Origin of the sequence: Rhodococcus oxybenzonivorans (assembly GCF_003130705.1) — a bacterium.
Classification (GTDB): domain Bacteria; phylum Actinomycetota; class Actinomycetes; order Mycobacteriales; family Mycobacteriaceae; genus Rhodococcus_F; species Rhodococcus_F oxybenzonivorans.
On record NZ_CP021355.1, the window covers coordinates 805,108 to 823,692 of the forward strand.

At 63.7% G+C, this 18,585-nt stretch carries 12 protein-coding genes and 3 pseudogenes; 10 read left to right on the plus strand and 5 right to left on the minus strand.

The features are described from left to right. Positions 1-103 precede the first annotated feature (103 nt). A pseudogene (locus CBI38_RS34805) lies at positions 104-1,086 on the minus strand (tyrosine-type recombinase/integrase). Continuing rightward, positions 1,083-1,478: a site-specific integrase gene (locus tag CBI38_RS39840; RefSeq protein WP_230990353.1), complete on the minus strand. Its 396-nt coding sequence runs from the start codon at positions 1,476-1,478 to the stop codon at positions 1,083-1,085. The pseudogene CBI38_RS34805 and the gene CBI38_RS39840 overlap by 4 nt, the downstream one beginning before the upstream one ends. On the opposite strand from CBI38_RS39840, the gene CBI38_RS34815 reads away from it, so the two are divergent. From CBI38_RS34815 to CBI38_RS34830, 4 genes and pseudogenes are all read left to right on the plus strand, one after another. Continuing rightward, a complete protein-coding gene (locus tag CBI38_RS34815) occupies positions 1,470-2,018 on the plus strand; it encodes a tyrosine-type recombinase/integrase (RefSeq protein WP_204165027.1) in 549 nt (182 codons plus the stop codon). The two genes, CBI38_RS39840 and CBI38_RS34815, sit on opposite strands and share 9 nt — an antisense overlap. Continuing rightward, on the plus strand, positions 2,015-4,183 hold the full coding sequence (locus tag CBI38_RS34820) for a tyrosine-type recombinase/integrase (RefSeq protein WP_109335957.1): 2,169 nt from the start codon (positions 2,015-2,017) through the stop codon (positions 4,181-4,183). Before CBI38_RS34815 ends, CBI38_RS34820 begins: the two co-directional genes overlap by 4 nt. Further along, a complete protein-coding gene (locus CBI38_RS34825; protein ID WP_109335958.1) occupies positions 4,183-4,605 on the plus strand; it encodes a DUF6262 family protein in 423 nt (140 codons plus the stop codon). Before CBI38_RS34820 ends, CBI38_RS34825 begins: the two co-directional genes overlap by 1 nt. 96 nt (positions 4,606-4,701) lie before the next feature. Beyond that, positions 4,702-4,992: pseudogene (locus CBI38_RS34830) on the plus strand (ATP-binding protein); the annotation flags it as partial. An 87-nt stretch (positions 4,993-5,079) separates the two neighbouring features. Here CBI38_RS34830 and CBI38_RS34835 read toward each other — a convergent pair. Continuing rightward, positions 5,080-5,511, minus strand: coding sequence for an SRPBCC family protein (locus CBI38_RS34835; RefSeq protein ID WP_016881717.1), 432 nt, complete (start codon positions 5,509-5,511; stop codon positions 5,080-5,082). Between the two features lie 421 nt (positions 5,512-5,932). Between CBI38_RS34835 and CBI38_RS40460 the strand changes: the two genes are divergently transcribed. The 4 genes from CBI38_RS40460 to CBI38_RS34855 all read left to right on the plus strand — a co-directional run bounded on the left by CBI38_RS40460 (position 5,933) and on the right by CBI38_RS34855 (position 11,774). Then, positions 5,933-7,150 carry a TMEM165/GDT1 family protein gene (locus CBI38_RS40460; protein WP_109336136.1) on the plus strand — a complete coding sequence of 406 codons (1,218 nt, stop codon included), beginning with the start codon at positions 5,933-5,935 and terminating at the stop codon, positions 7,148-7,150. Between the two features lie 17 nt (positions 7,151-7,167). After that, positions 7,168-7,665 (plus strand): DoxX family protein, encoded by a 498-nt coding sequence (locus CBI38_RS34845; protein WP_109335959.1) that lies wholly within the window; start codon positions 7,168-7,170, stop codon positions 7,663-7,665. 266 nt (positions 7,666-7,931) lie between these two features. Further along, a complete protein-coding gene (locus CBI38_RS34850; protein WP_109335960.1) occupies positions 7,932-9,500 on the plus strand; it encodes an aldehyde dehydrogenase family protein in 1,569 nt (522 codons plus the stop codon). A gap of 276 nt (positions 9,501-9,776) precedes the next feature. Beyond that, entirely contained in the window at positions 9,777-11,774 is a 1,998-nt protein-coding gene (locus CBI38_RS34855; protein ID WP_335743643.1) for a flavin-containing monooxygenase, read from the plus strand. An 845-nt stretch (positions 11,775-12,619) separates the two neighbouring features. On the opposite strand, the gene CBI38_RS34860 is transcribed toward CBI38_RS34855, so the two are convergent. Further along, positions 12,620-13,822, minus strand: a complete 1,203-nt coding sequence (locus tag CBI38_RS34860) for an IS4 family transposase (protein ID WP_109335961.1) — start codon at positions 13,820-13,822, stop codon at positions 12,620-12,622. An 820-nt stretch (positions 13,823-14,642) separates the two neighbouring features. On the opposite strand from CBI38_RS34860, the gene CBI38_RS34865 reads away from it, so the two are divergent. Continuing rightward, complete coding sequence (locus CBI38_RS34865) at positions 14,643-15,038, plus strand: transposase family protein (RefSeq protein ID WP_109335962.1); 396 nt, start codon at positions 14,643-14,645, stop codon at positions 15,036-15,038. Positions 15,039-15,143: 105 nt separating this feature from the next. Continuing rightward, positions 15,144-16,371 (plus strand): annotated as a pseudogene (locus CBI38_RS34870) (DDE-type integrase/transposase/recombinase). A 44-nt stretch (positions 16,372-16,415) separates the two neighbouring features. Here CBI38_RS34870 and CBI38_RS34875 read toward each other — a convergent pair. Further along, on the minus strand, positions 16,416-17,822 hold the full coding sequence (locus CBI38_RS34875) for an FAD-dependent oxidoreductase (protein ID WP_109335963.1): 1,407 nt from the start codon (positions 17,820-17,822) through the stop codon (positions 16,416-16,418). Positions 17,823-18,585: the final 763 nt, after the last annotated feature.

The following is an 18,585-nucleotide window of genomic DNA, read 5'->3' on the forward strand; positions in this document are numbered from 1 at the left end:
TATGCCGCCCCCGTAACTATGCCGATGCCGGGCGGCGTTCCGGGTGGGCTGCCCTGTCTTGCAATGACTTGCAGTACTTCGAATCTGAATGTGCTTGGCATATTCACAGTGCCTCCAGGAACGCGAGCAGCTGATCCGGTGGTCGGTAGCGTCCGGGTGGCGATGTCGACGACGCGAGGTGTGCGAGGGCACGCTCTTTGATCGCGAGGTCGGCGTGCAGGTAGGCGGTGGTGGATCGAACGTCTGCATGCCCGAGCCAGAGGGCGATGACGGTCGTATCGACGCCTGCGTGCAGAAGCGTCATGGCGCAGGTATGCCGGAAGACGTGGGGGCTGAGGTGTTTTCCGACCAGCGACGGACAGGACTGCCGAGCTTGTGCGGCGTAGATGGTGACTCTGCGTTGGACGGCATCGACACTCAACCGTCGGCCGGTTCGAGTGCAGAACGCCGCATCGTCGCGTTGTCCGACTCGTTCGATCAGCCACACGTTCATGACTGCGCGCACTGATTCGGCACCGACCGTTCTTTGCGGCCCTTGCCGACGCACCGAACGTGTCCGCTCGTTCCGGTGACGACGTCGCCGCAGTTGAGTCCGAGCAGTTCCGAGACCCGCAGACCGGTCTGCATCGCCAACGTCATCAGCGCATGATCACGCCGCCCGGCCCAGGTGCCGCGGTCAGCAGCGGCAAGCATCGCAGCGGCCTCGGGTTCGTCGAGGAAGCAGACGATGGCTTTGTCGAACCGTTTCGGTGGGATCGCCAGGACCTGTGCGATGAGCGCTGCATGTTCGGGATGCCGCAGGGCGGCATAGGAGAACAGTGAGCGGATGGCGGTCAGTCTGGCGTTTCGGGTGCGGGCGGAGTTGGCGCGATCGTTCTCGAGGTGATCGAGGAACGCGCAGATCGCGTCGGCGTCGAGATCGGTCCAGTCCAACCGTGACGGGGCTCGGTGGGTTCGTTGTTCCATGAACGCCAGCAGCAGCCGCATCGTATCTCGGTAGGCGGCGATGGTGTGTTCGCTGGCGCGGCGCTGCATGGTCAACCGCTCGAGGAAGAACGACTGCACCGTCGACGCGATTGCGGTCATGAGTTCACCTGCGGCAGGGTTGGTTCGAGCCGCTCTGCCGCCAACGCCAGCAGCTGCGGTGCCGCGGACAGATACCAATAGGTCGATCGTGGGTCGCGGTGACCGAGGTAGGTGGAGAGCCGCGGAAGTCGAGCGGCGACGTCCTCGCCGTCGCGGTACCACTGCAACAGCACTGTCACTGCGAACGTGTGTCGGAGGTCGTGGATCCTCGGCGCCACCGTCGACTGTCGCCCGATTCCGCTGCCGCGCCGTAGGTCTGCGAATACTTCGAACACCGACTCGTAGATCACCCGGCGGCCGGTGAGCGAGACGAAGTAGCTCTCGTTCCCGGGTGTGCGGTCGAAGCTCTCGCGTAGGGATGCGTGGCGCGCCAACGCCTCGGTTTGCAGCATCGCGATTGGCACACCGGGTGCGGCGACACCCCGTACGTCGAGGTCGTCGCCCGAGACCACCCGCATGAGGTGCGGGCCAAGAGCGGCTACCGGCGGGTGTACGTCTCCGACGAGCTGGACCGCCTCTACGGCGAGTACGTCTGGCGGTTGTGTGAGGTCGGCGCCGATCTGGCCACCGACGACTTCGACGGCACTTGCGTGTTCGTCAACCTCGACCGGGAGCCGCGGTTCGCGCCGTGGCGACCGGAGTCCGTCTACGACCTGGTGGACCGGCTGCGCCGCGAGCTGTCGGGGCAGGTGCCGCAGGCCTGGTCGCCGCACTGGATGCGGCACAGCCACGCCACGGCGCTGTTGTTGTCGGGGGTACCGGTGCACGTGGTGAGTCGACGATTGGGGCATGTCGACGTGCAGACCACGCTCAACACCTACGCGCACGTGAGCGAGGACGCCGAGATGCGGGCGGTCGCCGACTGGAAGGCGGTCACCGCCGGCTGGCGAGTCGGCGCGCACCGCGACGAGCGGATCGAGTCCGGCTCGTGACCGGCGGGCGCGACGAGGCCACGATCGACTGGGTGGAAGCGGCCCGCGTCCGCTGCGACCCGCAGGCGCTGGAGGACTTGTGGGCGGCGGTGCCGGAACCGATGCGGCTGTTGTGCTTCGCCGAGTCGAGTGTCCCACCGGAATACGCGGGAGCGTTCTGCCACGACGGGACCTGGCGGGCCGGGGTGGACTTGTCGCAGCTGCCGGAGCCGATGCGCCGGGAGGTGGCGTGGTGTGTGTTCCGGATCATCGAGCTGGGCGGGAAGATCCCGACACCGGGCTTGAGCATGCTGGTGCGCCGGCTCGGTGAGGTGATCGCCGATCGTGCCGGGCGGGCGCCCGCCTCCCTGCTCGGACTGCCCGTGCGGGACTGGTGCCGGCAGATCCAGCATGCGGTGCACCGCCGCCGCGGACGGCTGCCGGCGGCCACCACGATGAACAACATCCGCTGCCTGCTGACGCGGATGATGCGGCTGCTCGTCACCGCCTCCGATACCGGCCCGTGGTGGCAGCGAGACCGATGGAACCCGGTCGAGGACAACCGGATCCCGCTGCGCGAGCACGAGCCGATGGGCCGGTACTCGGTGCGGTTCGACCGGATCGGCACCCGCTGGCTGCGGCGCGGGCTGCAGTGGCACTGCAAGGTCGGGCTGGAGACGGGATCGTTGAGCTGGTCGACGGTGCACCGCCGGATCGTGGCGGTGGGCGAGTTCGACGGCTTCCTGGGCGGCCGCGGGGTCGAGGGGCCGTGGCTGATCGATGGCGCCGCCGGGATGCGGGCCCTCATGCTGGAGTTCCTCGGTCATCTCCGCGCCAGGCCGGTCACCCGTGGACGCCGCACCGGCCGGTTGTCACCGGCGTCGATGCAGCGCCTGGCCAGCGATGTGGAGCAGTTCTACCTATTCATGACCGACAACAAGGACGCGGCCGCCGCGGCGCTGGCCGAACCGGGCTGGCGGCGACTCGGACCCGAGCACGCCGGCTTCTACCGGCGGGGTGAGCTGCCCGGCAAGCCGCGGCCCCGACTCGACGGTCAGGTCATCGACGACGACGCCATGACGCGGATCATGGGCGGGCTGGACCTGCTCGGCGCCGCGGTCGCCGACGGCGGGTTCGGGGACGAACAGGCCATGCGGATCACCATGCTGGTGGCGTTGTTGGGCCGGCGCGTCAGCGAGATCTGTCTGCTCGACCGCGACCCGCTGCTGCCGTTGTCGCCGACGGCCCCCGCCTCGCCGGGCGACCCCGCGGCAGACGGCGACGAGCTGGGGCTGGTCGCCAAGCTCCGCTACCAGCAGACGAAGATCGACGGCGGGCCGGACACCATCCCGGTGCACGCCGAGGTCGTCGCGATCATCCGCGAGCAGCAACAGTGGGCGCAGCGGTTCCTCGCCGAACACGGCGCACCCGGCAGGACCCCGAAGTACCTGTTCCTGGCCGCGCTGATGAACCGCAACGGCGACCGGCCCTACTCCGGCACCGTCCTGCGGAATCTGCTGACCGATCTGGCCGTCCGGCTGGACGTGCGTGACAGCACCGGAGCCCTGGTCGATTTCAACCGCACCCACCGATTCCGCCACACCGTCGCCACCCGGTTGCTGAACTCCGGCGTCCCGTTGCACGTGCTGCAGCGTTACCTCGGGCACCTCACGCCGACTATGAGCATGACGTATGCGCAGACGTTGCAGTCCACCGCCGAGGCCGAGTTTCTGCGCTTCCGCAAGATCACCGCCGACGGGCGCGAGCTCGAGGTCGATCCCCGCGACCTCTACGACATGCTCGAGCTGGACAGGCGCACCGACCGGATCCTGCCCAACGGGTACTGCCTGCTGCCGCCGCGTCAGGTCTGCGGCAAGGGCAACGCCTGCCTGACCTGCGACAAGTTCGCCACCGACGCCACCTTCCTGCCCGAGCTGCAAATCCAACTCGTCCGAACCACGCAACTCATTACCGAACGCCGCGCGACGTTCGAGGCCCGCACCGGACACCAGATGGGCGAGGACAACATCTGGCTCGCCGGACGCCACCAGGAACGCGACGCCCTCGGCCGAATCATCCTCACCCTCGGGCACACCCGGCTCGCCGACGGCACCGCCGGGGCGATACGCGGCGCCGGCGTCGAGGCTCGCACCGAGGCCATCACCGGAAAAGAGGACAACCACTGATGCGTGGCAACCCGGACAACCTCCGCCAGGCCGCCGCCCGCAAGAGCGCCGCCGCTCAGGCCCGAGCCGAGCAAGGACTGCACGAGATCATCCGCCGCAACGAGCCGGTCACCTTCCGCGGCCTCGCCCGGACCGCGGGTGTCTCCCTGGACTTCCTCTACCGCTGCACCCCGATCCGCCAACGCGTCCAACAACTTCGGGCACAACAGCAGAACACACCGCCACCGGCAGCAGCGGCCCCGACCGGAGACGGAACTCCGAGCAGCGTCGTCCGCACCCTCACCGCCCAGCTCACCGAACTCAAACGGCGTCACCGTGACGAGATCAGCGTGCTCCAACAAGCGCTCGAGGCCGCACACGGCGAGAACCTCGAACTACGTCGCCGCCTCGGCGCCCAACGCGCCCTCCAAACACCAGGGTGACGCCCTGACACTCTTCTTGCAGACGCGTACGCAAACGATCTACCTGCGTAAACACGCAAATTCACGCTCATTACCCCAGATAAGAATTCGGTATAGGTCGACGAACTGGGCTATCTCCCGTTGCCCGGTGAGGCAGCGTCGGCGCTGTTTCAGGTTGTCACGCAACGGTATTTGAAGACCTCGATCATCATGACGACAAACCGCAGTGTCGGCGAGTGGGGTCAGGTCCTCGGTGACACCACCGTCGCCGCGGCCATGCTCGACCGGCTCCTGCACCGCTCCGTGGTGCTCAATCTGGACGGGGACTCCTACCGCCTTCGGGATCATCACGCCCGCTCCGAAAACCTCCGCAAAGCCACCACCACACCCCGCCAACCGCTACAGTAATCACCGCTACAGGTGGGCACTTTCACCGAGCAAGTCTGAGCACTTTCGCCGAGCGTCGTCAGTATCCGGATCCGTGTCAGCGCCGGACTACTTCTCTGATTGGCTCTTGATTCCGGAGAGGTTCCCCTTGATCCCCTTATTGATGATCGACTTAAGCATGAAGTCCGGCACCGTCCATTTGATTGCGATATCCAACGAATAGATGAGCTTCGTGCCGGCGCCGTCTTGGACGAGCTGATAGGTCTGCTCCTGCTTCACGATCATGTCCCCCTCGGTGAGGGTTGATGTGATCGTGGAGCTGTCGGGGTAGCTGAAGGCGAGCGTGTACCCCGCCTTCTGACCCATGGCGGACACATCGAACTTCACTGTGGCCGGCCGGCCCTGATCATCTTTTTCCAGGATTTCCACCTTCTGCATTTCCTTCTGCCAGATGGGGTATGCCTCCACATCGAGGATCACCGATTGCACAGTTTCGATGGGCGCTTTGATGGTGGTGGACTCGGTAATGCTGCTACTCATTTTCTGGCCTCCGTGATTGTGGGATTTCGGGTGTTGCCGCGAGGGGCATGTTGATGCACCGACTGTCGGCGCGAGAGTCCGCTGTGGATTCTGCTGAAGTGGTGGGTATGTGACGCAAACCTATTCGTGAGCGGAACGGCGGTCCCGTCGCCACGCGTCGACGAGATCCAGGACGGTGCTCGGGGTTGTCAAGGGAGTGGCCAGCAGTTAACCTAAATCTGACTCAGTTTAGAATATGTATCCGGTGATTGCCACCCTTGCTTTCCGGAAATTTCGATTCGCCCAACAAGCCGGGCAAAGCTGCGACGGGCACTGTGACATTTCGATCACCAGATCGGGCCCCGAGTTCAACCCATCCGCCCGCGGTCAGACCGAAGGCACCCGCCCGACCGCTCCGATCGTCAACCTGAGAGGCAAGGTCATGGATGGATTCTTCTTGACTCTGGTTATCAGCTTCGGGGTGATTTTCGTGGCGGAGCTCGGCGACAAGTCACAGCTGATGGCATTGACGTTTGCTAGTCGTTTCCGTCCGCTTCCCGTCCTCATTGGTGTCACCATCGCAACGTCGTCGGTCCATCTGATCTCTGTTGCGGTGGGCCACGGTCTCGGAGTCTCGACAACTCCGGGCTGGACCTCATTGGCGGCGGCCACCGCCTTCTTCGGGTTCGGAGTGTGGACGCTGCATGGTGACAGCTTGAGCGAGGAGGACGAGGCAAGAGCGCGTCGCAGCGTTCGCTCCGTCATCATTGCGGTGTCCACGGCATTCTTCCTCGCCGAACTCGGTGACAAGACGATGCTCGCCACGATCACACTGTCGGCGCAGAACGGTTGGTTCGGGGTATGGCTGGGGTCAACCGCGGGCATGGTCGTTGCCGACGCGCTGGCGATCTGGATCGGAATGCGGATGGGCCGGCATTTGGATGCCCGAGTAATCCAATTGGGGGCATCTGCATTGTTCTTCGGATTCGCACTGTGGCTTACCGACCGTGCCATGTCGGAACTGACCGGTTCGTCGATCCTTGATCGCCTCGCAGTGCCATTCGAAGGACGGGTGGCGAGTCTGGTTGCATCGGTGCTGGGAGTCCTGGCACTCACGGCGGTGTGGATCACGCGCCGACACGCGCTCGGCCGGGGTCTGTGGCCACGTGGACGTGCGGTATCGGGCAGTGTGGTGTGGTGGGCGCGCGTCCTGTTCGGCGCGGCAGCTCTGCTCGGCATCCTGGCACCCATCGCCGTTCTCACCGGCGCGGTGGAGCCGATCGATCTCGATCTGCTCGCAGAACCGGGTCTAGTGACCATCGGCGCTGCCCTGCTACTACTCGGCGTGAGCGTCGTGTTGATCGCGCAGGTTCAAGTGGGTGCAGCGCGACGCGCGGAGACTTCTGGCCGCTCACCGCTCGCGACGCGCGGAGTCTTCAGCCGTACGCGGAATCCGGGATTCACCGGAATGGCGATCGCGAACGGGGGAATGCTCTTGATGGTCCCGACGGTCCTCTCGGTTCTCAGCACAATTCTGATGTTGGCAGCAGCCCGAGTACATGTGCGAGGTGTCCGGGAACCAGCCCTTATCAGGAAGCAGGGAGAACTCTTCGTCGAGTACTCCGACCGCGTGGGCAGGTTCTTGCCCCGCATTCGATGAAAGGAGCGCATCGCGCAATGAATGGTATCGAGTTGGCAAGGATTGGACTCCGTACGGTCGTCGGCACGACGATGGTCGCGCATGGCGTGAAGCACGGCCGGACGTTGGACGGGACTGCAGGTTGGTTCGAATCGATCGGGTTCCGCCAGCCGCGAATTCAGGCTCGTGCGAGCGCGATCGTGGAGGTCGGTGCAGGCGCCGCATTGATCGCCGGAATTGCTACTCCTGTTGCTGCTTCGGCTGTTGTCGCCACCATGGCGGTTGCCGCACGCACAGTGCATAAGGAGAACGGATTCTTCATCACGTCGGAGGGCTATGAGTACGTGCTAAATCTAGCCATGGCATCGGTCGCGGTCAGTGCGCTGGGGCCCGGGCGATGGAGTGTGGACCGGCTCATACGCGCCGATTCCCGATCCTCTGGTATGCAGCGTGCCGCAGTCACCGCAGGTCTCGGTGTGGCCGCGGCGGCCACACAGCTTGCGGTCTTCTGGCGTCGCCCGCCCCGGAGACTCTAGACGTGAGCCAACCTCCGGGCTTCTCGCGGACCGAAACTTGGTCGCCTCGGTGACGCCATCAGCCCTAGCGGGCCTGACAGCTAGTGTGTTTCAATTCATTGATGTAGAAATTTTGTTAGATTTCTGCGACAGCACGGAGCCAGACGGAGTGCCATGCGCCCGCGAACGGCGGCTCGATTCCATTTCAGTTGTCGCTAGCCGGCCGAGTTGCACGACGACATACGCAGAGATGCTCGATCGCTCTGCGTCGAGAGAGGACAGTCGACATGACAGCAGAAACCACGGAGCAGGCCGTCTCCACCGGTCCCTCCGAGGGAAGGAGCAGGATCGAGGTACGCTGCCCCGCTGACGGGCGGCTCGTGGGCCGAGTTCCCGACCTGGGTGCGGCAGGAGTCGCTTCGGCCGCGAAACAACTGCGTGAAGCGCAGCCGGAATGGGAGGCGATCGGACCGACCGGCCGCGCGAAGCATATGCGGAATTTCCTCGACTGGATTCTCGACAACGAAGCAAACCTCATCGGGATCATGCAGGAGGAGACCGGCAAGTCGTGGGGTGACGCCTCGCTCGAGATCGCGATGGCCGTTGATTTGATCAACTACTACAGCGGTCACGCCGCTGAGTTCCTCGCTGACCGAAAGGTTCGCAGTTGGGGAGCAGCGGGAATGACCAAACGCCTCAGAGTTTTCGCCCGCCCGTACCAGCTGGTCGGCATGATCACTCCGTGGAACGGGCCACTCGGCGGCCCGATGCTCGATGGCGTGGCAGCCCTAATGGCCGGCGCCACTGTTCTCTTCAAGCCGTCGGAAGTCACACCCTTCACCTGGGCCGAGGCCTCGCGTGGCTGGCTCGAGGACATTGGAGCACCACCCGTACTCGCGAATATCACGGGCGGCGCCGAGGCCGGCGCAGCGGTTGTAGACGAGGTCGACATGGTGATGTTCACCGGCTCGACCCGCACCGGGCGCAAGATCGCGGCACGAGCCGGCGAGCGGCTCATTCCATGCAGTCTTGAACTCGGCGGTAAAGATCCGATGATCGTACTGGCAGATGCGGACATCGACCGGGCGTCCAGCGCTGCGGCCTGGGGTGGGATGTGGAACTCCGGGCAGATATGCATTTCCGTGGAGCGGGTCTATGTCGAGGCTCCGGTCTACGACGAATTCGTCTCGAAGGTGACCGAGAAGGTCGCGAATCTTCGACAGGGAATGGACCCCGACGGCAGCTTCGCAACCGACGTCGGAGCGATGTGTACTCCGGCGCAGATCGACATAGTGAAAAGTCACGTTGACGATGCCCTCGCGAAGGGGGCGCGCGTGCTCACCGGCGGAAAGCGGGCCGAGACCGGGCAGTTCTTCGAACCGACTGTTCTGGTCGATGTAGATCACTCGATGCTGTGTATGCGAGACGAAACCTTCGGTCCCACTTTGCCGATCATGAAGGTGGGGGATGAGCGTGAGGCCGTCCAGCTTGCCAACGACACCCCGTACGGGCTGAGCGCGAGTGTGTGGACGTCGGATCGTAGACGCGCGGACCGTATTTCGCGTCAGGTTGAGGCGGGAGCTGTGAACCAGAACAACGTCATGATGAGTACGTTCCAGATGACGATACCGATGAGCGGTTGGAAGCAGTCGGGCGTGGGCAGTCGCTCTGGTGGAGCCCCCGGCATGCTCAAGTTCTGTCGACAGCAGTCGGTGGTGTCCGAACGAATCAAGCTGAAGTCCGAAGCGCATTGGTATCCCTACGTGCCGAAAAAGAGCCGCTTCCAGGCGAAGATGGTGCGGTTCTTGGGCGCTCACGACTGGCGGCGGCGGTTAGGTCGTGCGCCCAAGCGCTGATGGCGCGCAAGTAGGCGGTGCCGAGAACGAGCGGCGCCCGTGTGGTCGGTTCCCAGTTGGGAATACTCCATGCGGGCGCCGTTGGGTGTCTTGCGGGTGCCGGTAACGCCCCTGGTGTGTCAACCTGGCGGGAGGTTGCGCCACCATAATCTATGTTCACTTCGTATCAACTGTCCCCTACCTGTGGCTGGTTTTACCAGGTAAAACAGACCGGTGCGCCGCCGCAGGTGTTGCGAAATAATTGGTGTGTGGGGCACAATATCTAAGAAGATTTAGATGACGTATCTGGCAACGTGCCACAACACTGAAGGAGAGCATGTGCCGTCGATGATGAATCCGCGGGGTCCGATCGATGAGGTCCGCCTCCGCCAAGCGGTTCTAGTTGCCAACCTGCCCACGCTGACGATGGTGCTCTTCCAACTGACCGGGGATGAGCGATGGCTCCAGGACCCTTACCGCCCGCAACGTGCGCGGGGCCTGGGCCCGAACGATTCCGGTGGGTTTCCTCCTGACGTTGCCGACGTAATCCGATTGAACGCCGTATCCGCGATTGTCGAGTGGTCGCGTGGTGCTCCGCCTGTGGTCCCAGTTCCGGAGCCTGAGTTGCTCAAACAGATGCTCAGTATCTGTATGGGGGAGGAGATCCCGGACGAGTACGAGCGATTGATGCGGGAGGAGATGGGGTTCGTACCAGCGCCGAAAACTGAACCGGTACAAGCCGGTGACTTCTCTGTGGTGATCATCGGTGCGGGTATATCCGGCATGATCGCCGCGATTCGTTTGAAAGAAGCCGGCATTCCCTTCGTGATCCTTGAGCGCAATCCCGATGTCGGCGGGGTATGGCTCACGAACTCCTATCCGGGAGCGGGTGTGGACACGCCGAGCTACCTCTACTCCTTCTCATTCTTTCCGCGCAATTGGTCGACGCACTTCGGCAAGCGGGATGAGATGGTGGAATACCTCCACGAGGTCGCAGACCACTTCGAACTGCGCCGGAGCATCGTTTTCGAAACAGAGGTGGAGACGGCGGTCTACGACGAATCGGCGCAGCGTTGGACTGTGAGTTCCCGCGATCGAAACGGCGCTACTCAGGAGTTCACAGGTAATGCCGTCATCAGCGCCGTTGGTCTCTTCAACAAGCCGAAACTGCCGCAGATACCAGGAATGGACTCCTTTGAAGGACCGATATTCCACACTGCGCAATGGCAGGACGGTCTAGATCTGGCGGGTAAGCGCGTCGCCGTCGTCGGTACTGGTGCGAGCGCCATGCAGGTTGTTCCCGCTGTGGCAGACGAGGTAGCCAACCTCACGGTATTTCAACGTTCGCCGCAGTGGATCGGCGCCAGCGACGAATACTTCGCGCCGGTGCCGGAAGACGTTCATTGGCTGATGGAAAATGTCCCGAACTATCATGCGTGGTACAGGTTCCGGTTGGCCTGGGTGTTTAACGACCGTGTCCACGCATCGCTGAAGATCGACCCGGACTGGAAGCATTCGGATCGCTCTCTCAACGCCGTTAATGACGGGCATCGTCGCTACTTCACCAGGCATCTCACCTCCCAGCTCGAGGATCGACCGGACCTAATCGAGAAGTGCTTGCCGCACTACCCACCCTTCGGCAAACGGATGTTGCTCGACAACGGCTGGTTCGCTGCACTCAAGAAGGACAACGTCGAACTGGTTACGGACGGGGTCTCGGAGGTGACTCGAACAGGCGTGGTGAGCAGTGCCGGTGAAGAATTCGACGCAGACGTGATCGTGCTGTCCACTGGGTTCGATGCGTCTCGCTACCTCCAGCCAATCGAGGTGATCGGTCGGGGTGGGCGCTCGTTGCGCGACACGTGGGGCGATGACGACGCTACGGCGTACCTCGGAATCACCACGCCAGGGTTCCCGAACCTGTTCTTCATGTATGGACCCAACACAAACTCTGGCGCGGGGGGGTCCTACTTCTTCATAGGGGAGTCTCAGGGGCGTTACATCGTGGAACTGATCACGCGGATGGTCCGTGAGGGGCACGGCGCGGTGGAGTGCCGGGTCGAACCGCATGATCGATGGGTCAGAGAAATCGACGCCGAACATTCGCAAATGGTATGGAGCCATCCCGGAATGTCGACGTACTACCGTAATTCTCAGGGCAGGGTGGTCACGAACTCGCCTTACCGGGTCGTCGACTATTGGGCAATGACACATGATCCGGATCTTGCGGATTTTGTGACCGAACCAGTTTCCGTAACAGCGATTGCCGATGCAGCAGGAGCGCGCGCTGGATAACCGAACCGAGCTACGGTGCCCGCGTCACGAGCCAGCGCGGGCACCGGCAGGGGCGGGTCCGTTCCCTCCGTTGAGGACTCTTCAACACGGTGCGGGCGGTCCAGTATGAAGTCTGAGCTGCGGCCCGCTGGGTGCCGGGTGTAGTGGAAGCGTATCCGCCGTGCAGTTCCCACCACTCCTCGGCGCGTTTGGCGGTTTCGCGAGCGGGGGTCGTAGCCCTCGGTGCGGGCATTGGCCCGAGAGACGTTCTCATGCGGGAAGCAATCGCCGCGATCCGCTCACTCGGGGTCGAGTTTGCTGCCGCCGCGATCTCAGAGTTTCCAGGTGTTCCGCCGGCGTAACCTTGGTGATCTGCGTTTGTTCGCCAACTGAAGCAGATGGAGATCATCGACCACGAGTGTCTCGTTCGGCAGCAGTCCCGCGGGGTCGATGGCCACGTATTCGATCGCCTCCCGGAACTGCGGCGTGCGTTGTTTTCAGGCGGGCGATCACCGCCGCCGTGGTGCGCCCTTCTGTACCAGGATCCCCGGTTGTCGGACAGTCGATGAAGCCGGTGTCCCAGGGATCTCAAATCCGAGGTTGCCCGCTCAAGATTGAATTGAAGAGCCCCGTTGAGGGGAGTGCGGGAACTCCTAAAGCCAATACCGTTCAGTTAGTGAACAAGGATGGTGCATTTCGGCGGCTGGGTGGGTTGTGGATGGTGTTGGTGGTGCGCGCGTTTGGCGGCCCACTTGAGGACTTTGCGTTTGACGACCCGTGGGTTGGCGCGGTGGCGGCGTGCGGGATTGATTCGGCGCAATAATTTGTCGATGCCGCGGTTCCACAATCTGGTGGCAGCGTTGTGGTTATGAGGGGGAGAAGGAGCTGTGGGACAGGGATCGTCGGGCGATCCGCAAGGCGGCGACGAAGGAGACCCGGTCCGGGTCGTGACCGCCGGCGGTCGCGGCATCGAGCATGAGCGTGCGGATGGCGTAGTGGCAGCACAGGTGCCCCCAGATTTCCTGCTGCACCAATGGTGGGGATTTCGACCGCAGCACGGCGCGTGGTCCGCGCTGATGGGTTTTCAGCTCGTCGAGGGTGTTCTCGATTTCCCAGCGCTGGGCGTAGGCGAGGGCCAACTCTTCGGCAGGTGCATCGGAGGGGTCGAGGATCGTGGTCAGCAACCGGTACTGCTCGGGGTTCTCCCGCCCGTCGTCGAGGGTGTAGTCGATCACGCGCACCGTCAGTGCGCGCTGCCGCCGATTCTTCCCGGAGGTGGGGACGATCTGCGCCAGCCAGGATCCGTCGTCGAGGGTCTCGAGGCGCCGAGGTGAGAGGGTCGATTTGACCCTCCACAGCAGGTCGGCGCCGGTGGCGGCGGCTCGGGTCCACATGTCGAATCCGTAGACGCCGCGGTCGGCGAGCAGCAGCATCCCGGGTTCGAGGGTGTCCATCAGATCGTGCGCCAGCTCCCGCTCGGAGGTGCGGCACGATCCGATCGCGGCGTCGAACACCGCGTGGGTGCCGCACTCGGCGACCGCCACCAACCGCGCCTGCGGGAACGCGGACTGCTCGCCGCGACTCGATCCCGGCCGCCCGAAATGCTCGGCGTTGGCCGGGGTGTCGGGCAGGTCGAGACAGGTCCCGTCGAGGGCCACCAACCGGCGCCCCGCGAGCCAGGATCCTGGTGTACCCGTGTCGGCGAGCGGTCGCGCGACACGGCGGAACAGCTCCCGCACCGGTTCGTATCCCAAACGTGAACGGGCTTGAAATATGGCCGATTTCGTCGGCGGCGACCAGGACTGCGACCATCCCGACGACCACGACAAACCGTCGGTGAGCTGCTCGAAGACCTCCTCGTAGGAGCCCTGCGAATTCAATGCCATCCCGATCGAGAAATACGCCGTCACGCGAGCGGTCAACGTGCGACTTCGCTGCTCCCTGCGACCGTATTCCGCGATCACCTCATCGACCAAGGACGCGGGAAACACCCTGGTCAGCAACCCCACCGACACCACATCCGACAACCGCCGATCCGAGACCGGCTTCACCCATCCACTCCGAGGCACACCTCATCGTATCGCAAACATCACTAACTGAACGCTATCGCTCCTAAAGTGTAGGGGAGCGCTCGATGCGGTTCCGGTGGCTCACTTAGCGCTATCGGTCCACTGCGATTGGGGTGAAGGACATTTCGGTCTCGCGGCGCTTTGTTCAGGTGTAAGTACAGCGGTGTCGCGGAGCGTCACCTTCTGAACTCCCCAGCGATCTCACGGAACGTCAGGGCTGCATCCACGACGATGCTGCACGAGTCCACAGCACCCGTCGGGACGTGCGGTCCTATCCCATCGCATTGTTCGACGAATTTCGCACCCAGGCACCCAAGAATTCGCGGGCCTGGGTGCGAGCGGTTGTGCACTCCGTTTGCGACCAATCGGACACCAATTCAATTCGTGCCCAATTCGTTCGGGTGATCGATGCGTTGTCGGTGTAGTTGCCCAGGGGTGGCCGATATCACCCTGCGTCGCGCCCGGCCGATCTCTGCGTGTTTACTGGTTTTAGGAATCGTTCTGGAGGTTAGAAGAAGTCAAGACTATCGTGCGAGACGGACGAAGTCTTCGAGACCGCGGGTGCCGCGGTCAGCAAGTCCGTCGAACAGTTGAGAAGGACGATGCCGACGTTCCGAGCCACCGACATCGTGGCTCTGGCAGTCTGAAGTGGTTCTGGCCCACTTTCCGTGATGGTCGTGTTCTCCGCGTGTCGCCCCCGGTGGGGTGGGGATTGTGAGAGATGATCTTGCTGGTGTTCCGGAAGCTGTTGTGACCTGCGTGTTTTGCTTCCCCACCTGGTGGGTGTCGCGATCGATTCGATCGACGTCACTTAGGGCGGGTGAGCATTCGCGCTTCCCCACTGTCGGTGTCGGCGTCCTGCCCCACCTGCGGTGATACCTCCGAGCGAGTGCACAGCCGATACGAACGCACGGTGGTCGACACCGCGATCGGTAATCGACCGAGTCGCCTCGTCCTGCGGGTGCGCCGATTCCTGTGCAGTTCGACCGCGTGCGACCGGCGCACCTTCGCCGAGCAGATCGACGGTGTGACCACGCGATATGCGCGACGCACCCCACTGCTGTGGGGAATCCTCGAAGGGATCGGGCTGGCGCTGGCCCGCCGCGCCGGAGCCCGACTGGCGACAGCACTGGGCGTGCACGTCGGACGCAGCACCCTGCTACGACTTGTCCGTGCGCTTCCGGACCCGCCGGCAGCAACGGTGGAGGCGCGTTGACTCATCGAAAATGCTCGCGTAGCCGCCTTCGTTGACGCGCTCGAGAATGCCCGCGTGGCGGCGTGTCGCTTGAGCGTGCGGGCGGGGTTGCGCTACCGCCGGAGGATGGGATTGACGATGGCCGAGCGCAAAGCCGTGACGAAGACGATCGCGACCCGCTACAAGCGGGCGGACAAGGCCGGTAAGGCGAGGATCCTGGACGAGTTGTGCGCCACCACGGGCTGGCATCGCGATCATGCCCGTAAGGCGTTGCGTGGCGCACTGCGGCCGCGGGTGGTGCGCCCGCGGACGCCGCGTCCACCGACGTACGGTCCGAACGTCATTGCCGCGCTGATCTTCTGCTGGGCAGTGTTGGGGATGCCCGCCGGCAAGCGGCTGGCCCCGATCCTGGGCGAGCTGGTGCCGCGGCTGCGCCACTTCGGCGAGTTGGACATCGACGACGACACCGCTGCGTTGCTGGTGTCGATGTCGGCGGCCACCATCGACCGGCGCCTGACCCCCGAACGGCGCAAGCACGAGCTGGGGGGCCGCAACCACACCAAGCCTGGGTCGCTGCTCAAGTCGCAGATCCCGATCCGTACGTGGGCGGACTGGGACGACGCGAAACCGGGGTTCGTGGGGATCGACCTGGTCGGCCATGAGGGCGGCAACGCCGAAGGTGAACATGCCTACACGCTGACGGTGACCGACATCGCCACCGGGTGGACCGAGAACCGCTCCGTGCGCAACAAGGCCCGCAAATGGGTGATCGCCGCCCTGGACGAGATCGCGAGAATCATGCCGTTCCCGATCCTGGGCGTGGACAGACAACGGCTCGGAGTTCATCAATCATCACCTGCTCGCGTGGTGCGAGAAACGCGAGATCACCTTCACCCGGTCGCGGCCCGGCAACTCCAACGACGGCGCTCATGTCGAGCAGAAGAACTGGGCGATCGTGCGCACCATCGTCGGCTACCACCGCTACGACACCGAGGCAGAATTGTTGCTGCTCAACAAGATCTGGGCGCTGCAGTCGAACCTGGCCAACTACTTCTGCCCACAACGGAAACTCGTCTCGAAGGTCCGCAACGGCGCGAAGGTCGCCAAGAAGTACGACGTCGCGACCACCCCACACCGGCGCGCCGAACACCACAAAGCGGTCGGGAAACACGACAAGGAGATCCTTGCCGACACCTGCACGGGCATCAACCCCGCCGCCCTCCAACGCCGGATCCAGGCGCTCACCACCGAACTGCTGACGCTGACCACCAGCAAGGCAGGGCCAGCCCGAAAGGCACCCGTCACGCGGGCATCCACAAATGAGTCAACGAATCAGACTTCGCGGGCATCTTGACGTGAGGCAATAGGCGCGTCTCCAGACAGTGTCGCCGATGGAGTCTATCGGTTCCGCGCTTTGTCGGGCTCGCTGGCCGCGACCATTTCGTGGCGTTCGACGACCTTGATTCGCTCACGGCCCTCGGGCTCGCCCAGGCTGCGCTCGTGCGCATCGAGGCGGTACCAGCCCTGCCAGGTGGTGTACGGGACCTGCTTGCCCTCGAGGAAGTCGATGATCGCGTCCTCGGACGGGTTGGCGGGCTCGGCGAAGCCGGACCGGTCCTCGAGCAGGTTCGCGACGGTCTCGTTCGCGTCGCCCTTGGTGTGGCCGATCAGGCCGACCGGGCCGCGCTTGATCCAGCCGGTGACGTAGGTGGCGGGCATGAACCGGTCGTTGCCCTCGGCGGTGTCGTCGGCGATGACGCGTCCGGCCTCGTTCGGGACGGTGCCTGCCTGCTCGTCGAACGGGAGCTTGGCGATGTTCTGCGACAGGTAGCCCACCGCGCGATACACGGCCTGCACGTCCCAGTCGTTGAACTTGCCGGTGCCCTTGACGTTTCCGGTGCCGTCGAGCTGGGTGCGCTCGGTGCGCAGGCCGACGACCTTGCCGTCTTCGCCGAGCACCTCGGTGGGCGATTCGAAGAAGTGCAGGAACAGCTTGTGCGGCCGGTTGCCCACGTCGCGGATGGCCCAGTCCTGCAGGGTGTTGGCGACCATGTCGACCTGCTTGGAGTTGCGGCGCGCCTGCTCGGAGCCCTCGTCGTAGTCGATGTCCTCGGGGTCGACGATGACCTCGATCGTCGGCGAGTGGTCGAGTTCACGCAGCTCGAGGGGGGTGAACTTGGCCTGCGCCGGTCCGCGGCGGCCGAACACGTGGACCTCGACGGCCTTGTTGGCCTTGAGTCCCTCGTAGACGTTGGCGGGGATCTCCGTGGGCAGCAGTTCGTCGCCGGTCTTGGCGAGGACGCGGGCGATGTCGAGGGCGACGTTGCCGACACCGAGGACGGCGACCTTCTCGGCCTCGAGGGGCCAGGTGCGCGGGACGTCGGGGTGGCCGTCGTACCAGGAGACGAAGTCGGCGGCGCCGTAGCTGCCGTCCAGTTCGATGCCCGGGATGTTGAGGGCGCGGTCGGCGTTGGCACCGGTGGAGAAGATCACCGCGTCGTAGAAATTGTGCAGGTCTTCGAGGGTGATGTCGCTGCCGTAGTCGATGTTGCCCAGCAGGCGCACCGACGGCTTGTCGAGCACCTTGTGCAGGGCGGTGATGATGCCCTTGATGCGCGGGTGGTCGGGTGCGACGCCGTACCGGATCAGACCGAAGGGGGCAGGCATCCGCTCGAAGAGGTCGATGCTGATCCCGCCGTCAGACGCGGCATCGGATTTCATGAGAGCGTCGGCTGCGTAGATACCGGCGGGGCCGGCACCCACGATCGCAACGCGCAACGGACGTGTCTGCACGGAGTCGGACACAGCATCTCCTCACTCATCGGTTCCGGCAAGCGCTGGAACGTCAACTGATGTTACAGCATGAACGTCATCAAAATCTAAAAAGAAATCGAAAGAATCGACTTGTTGTGCCGATCATGTTGTTGACCTTTCCAGATCTCGCCAGAAGCGAGATACCCCACCCCAGCTGCTGGTATGGACAAATCGCTGAAGCGTCTCTGTCCTGTGTCTCCGATGCATGAAACTGCTGATTCACCGCAGCGTCGAGGGATGAACGGTGTCGCGGATGAGTAATCTATTCTCTGTTAGGCAGGCGGATGTGCCGGGGGTTAGCTCTCGGGCCAGTTTCTTGCAACTGAAGTTGGAAGCCCTTCGAAGGCCCGGCGCGAGAGCGAACAATCCGTCCAGATTCGCGAGGTTTCGGCTTCTCACGTAGAAAGCTGTGAACGGAGCGTCGATCTTGCGCCGGGCGAGGTTGTGGATTCGGCAACCATCCAAGATCAGGTCCCACCGGATCGCACAATTTCTAAGCTGAGATTGGTTGTAACCGTGAACGCAGTCCGCTTACACGGGTGGCAGATGCCCTCTGAGTAGTAGCCACGCGATTGCCGTGACCAACCCCTGGACCGGGTCGACAAGGTCGATGATCATCTCTCTTCCTTTCTGTGTTAGAGCCCCTTTGATCAGCGCAAATGCGTGCAGCGTGAGGGTTGGTCACGCTGATTGTCGCGTCTTTGCGCTGTTGGGTCGAAACGGCGATCTCGGACATTCGAGACACTTGGGGTCG

Bases quoted from the DNA above. Each gene is read 5' to 3' on its own strand.
- CBI38_RS34825 (WP_109335958.1), top strand. From the start codon at position 4,183: ATGCGTGGCAACCCGGACAACCTCCGCCAGGCCGCCGCCCGCAAGAGC.
- CBI38_RS34850 (WP_109335960.1), top strand. From the start codon at position 7,932: ATGACAGCAGAAACCACGGAGCAGGCCGTCTCCACCGGTCCCTCCGAG.
- CBI38_RS34845 (WP_109335959.1), top strand. From the start codon at position 7,168: ATGAATGGTATCGAGTTGGCAAGGATTGGACTCCGTACGGTCGTCGGC.
- CBI38_RS34855 (WP_335743643.1), top strand. From the start codon at position 9,777: ATGACGTATCTGGCAACGTGCCACAACACTGAAGGAGAGCATGTGCCG.
- CBI38_RS34835 (WP_016881717.1), bottom strand. From the start codon at position 5,511: ATGAGTAGCAGCATTACCGAGTCCACCACCATCAAAGCGCCCATCGAA.
- CBI38_RS40460 (WP_109336136.1), top strand. From the start codon at position 5,933: ATGGATGGATTCTTCTTGACTCTGGTTATCAGCTTCGGGGTGATTTTC.
- CBI38_RS39840 (WP_230990353.1), bottom strand. From the start codon at position 1,478: ATGCTGCAAACCGAGGCGTTGGCGCGCCACGCATCCCTACGCGAGAGC.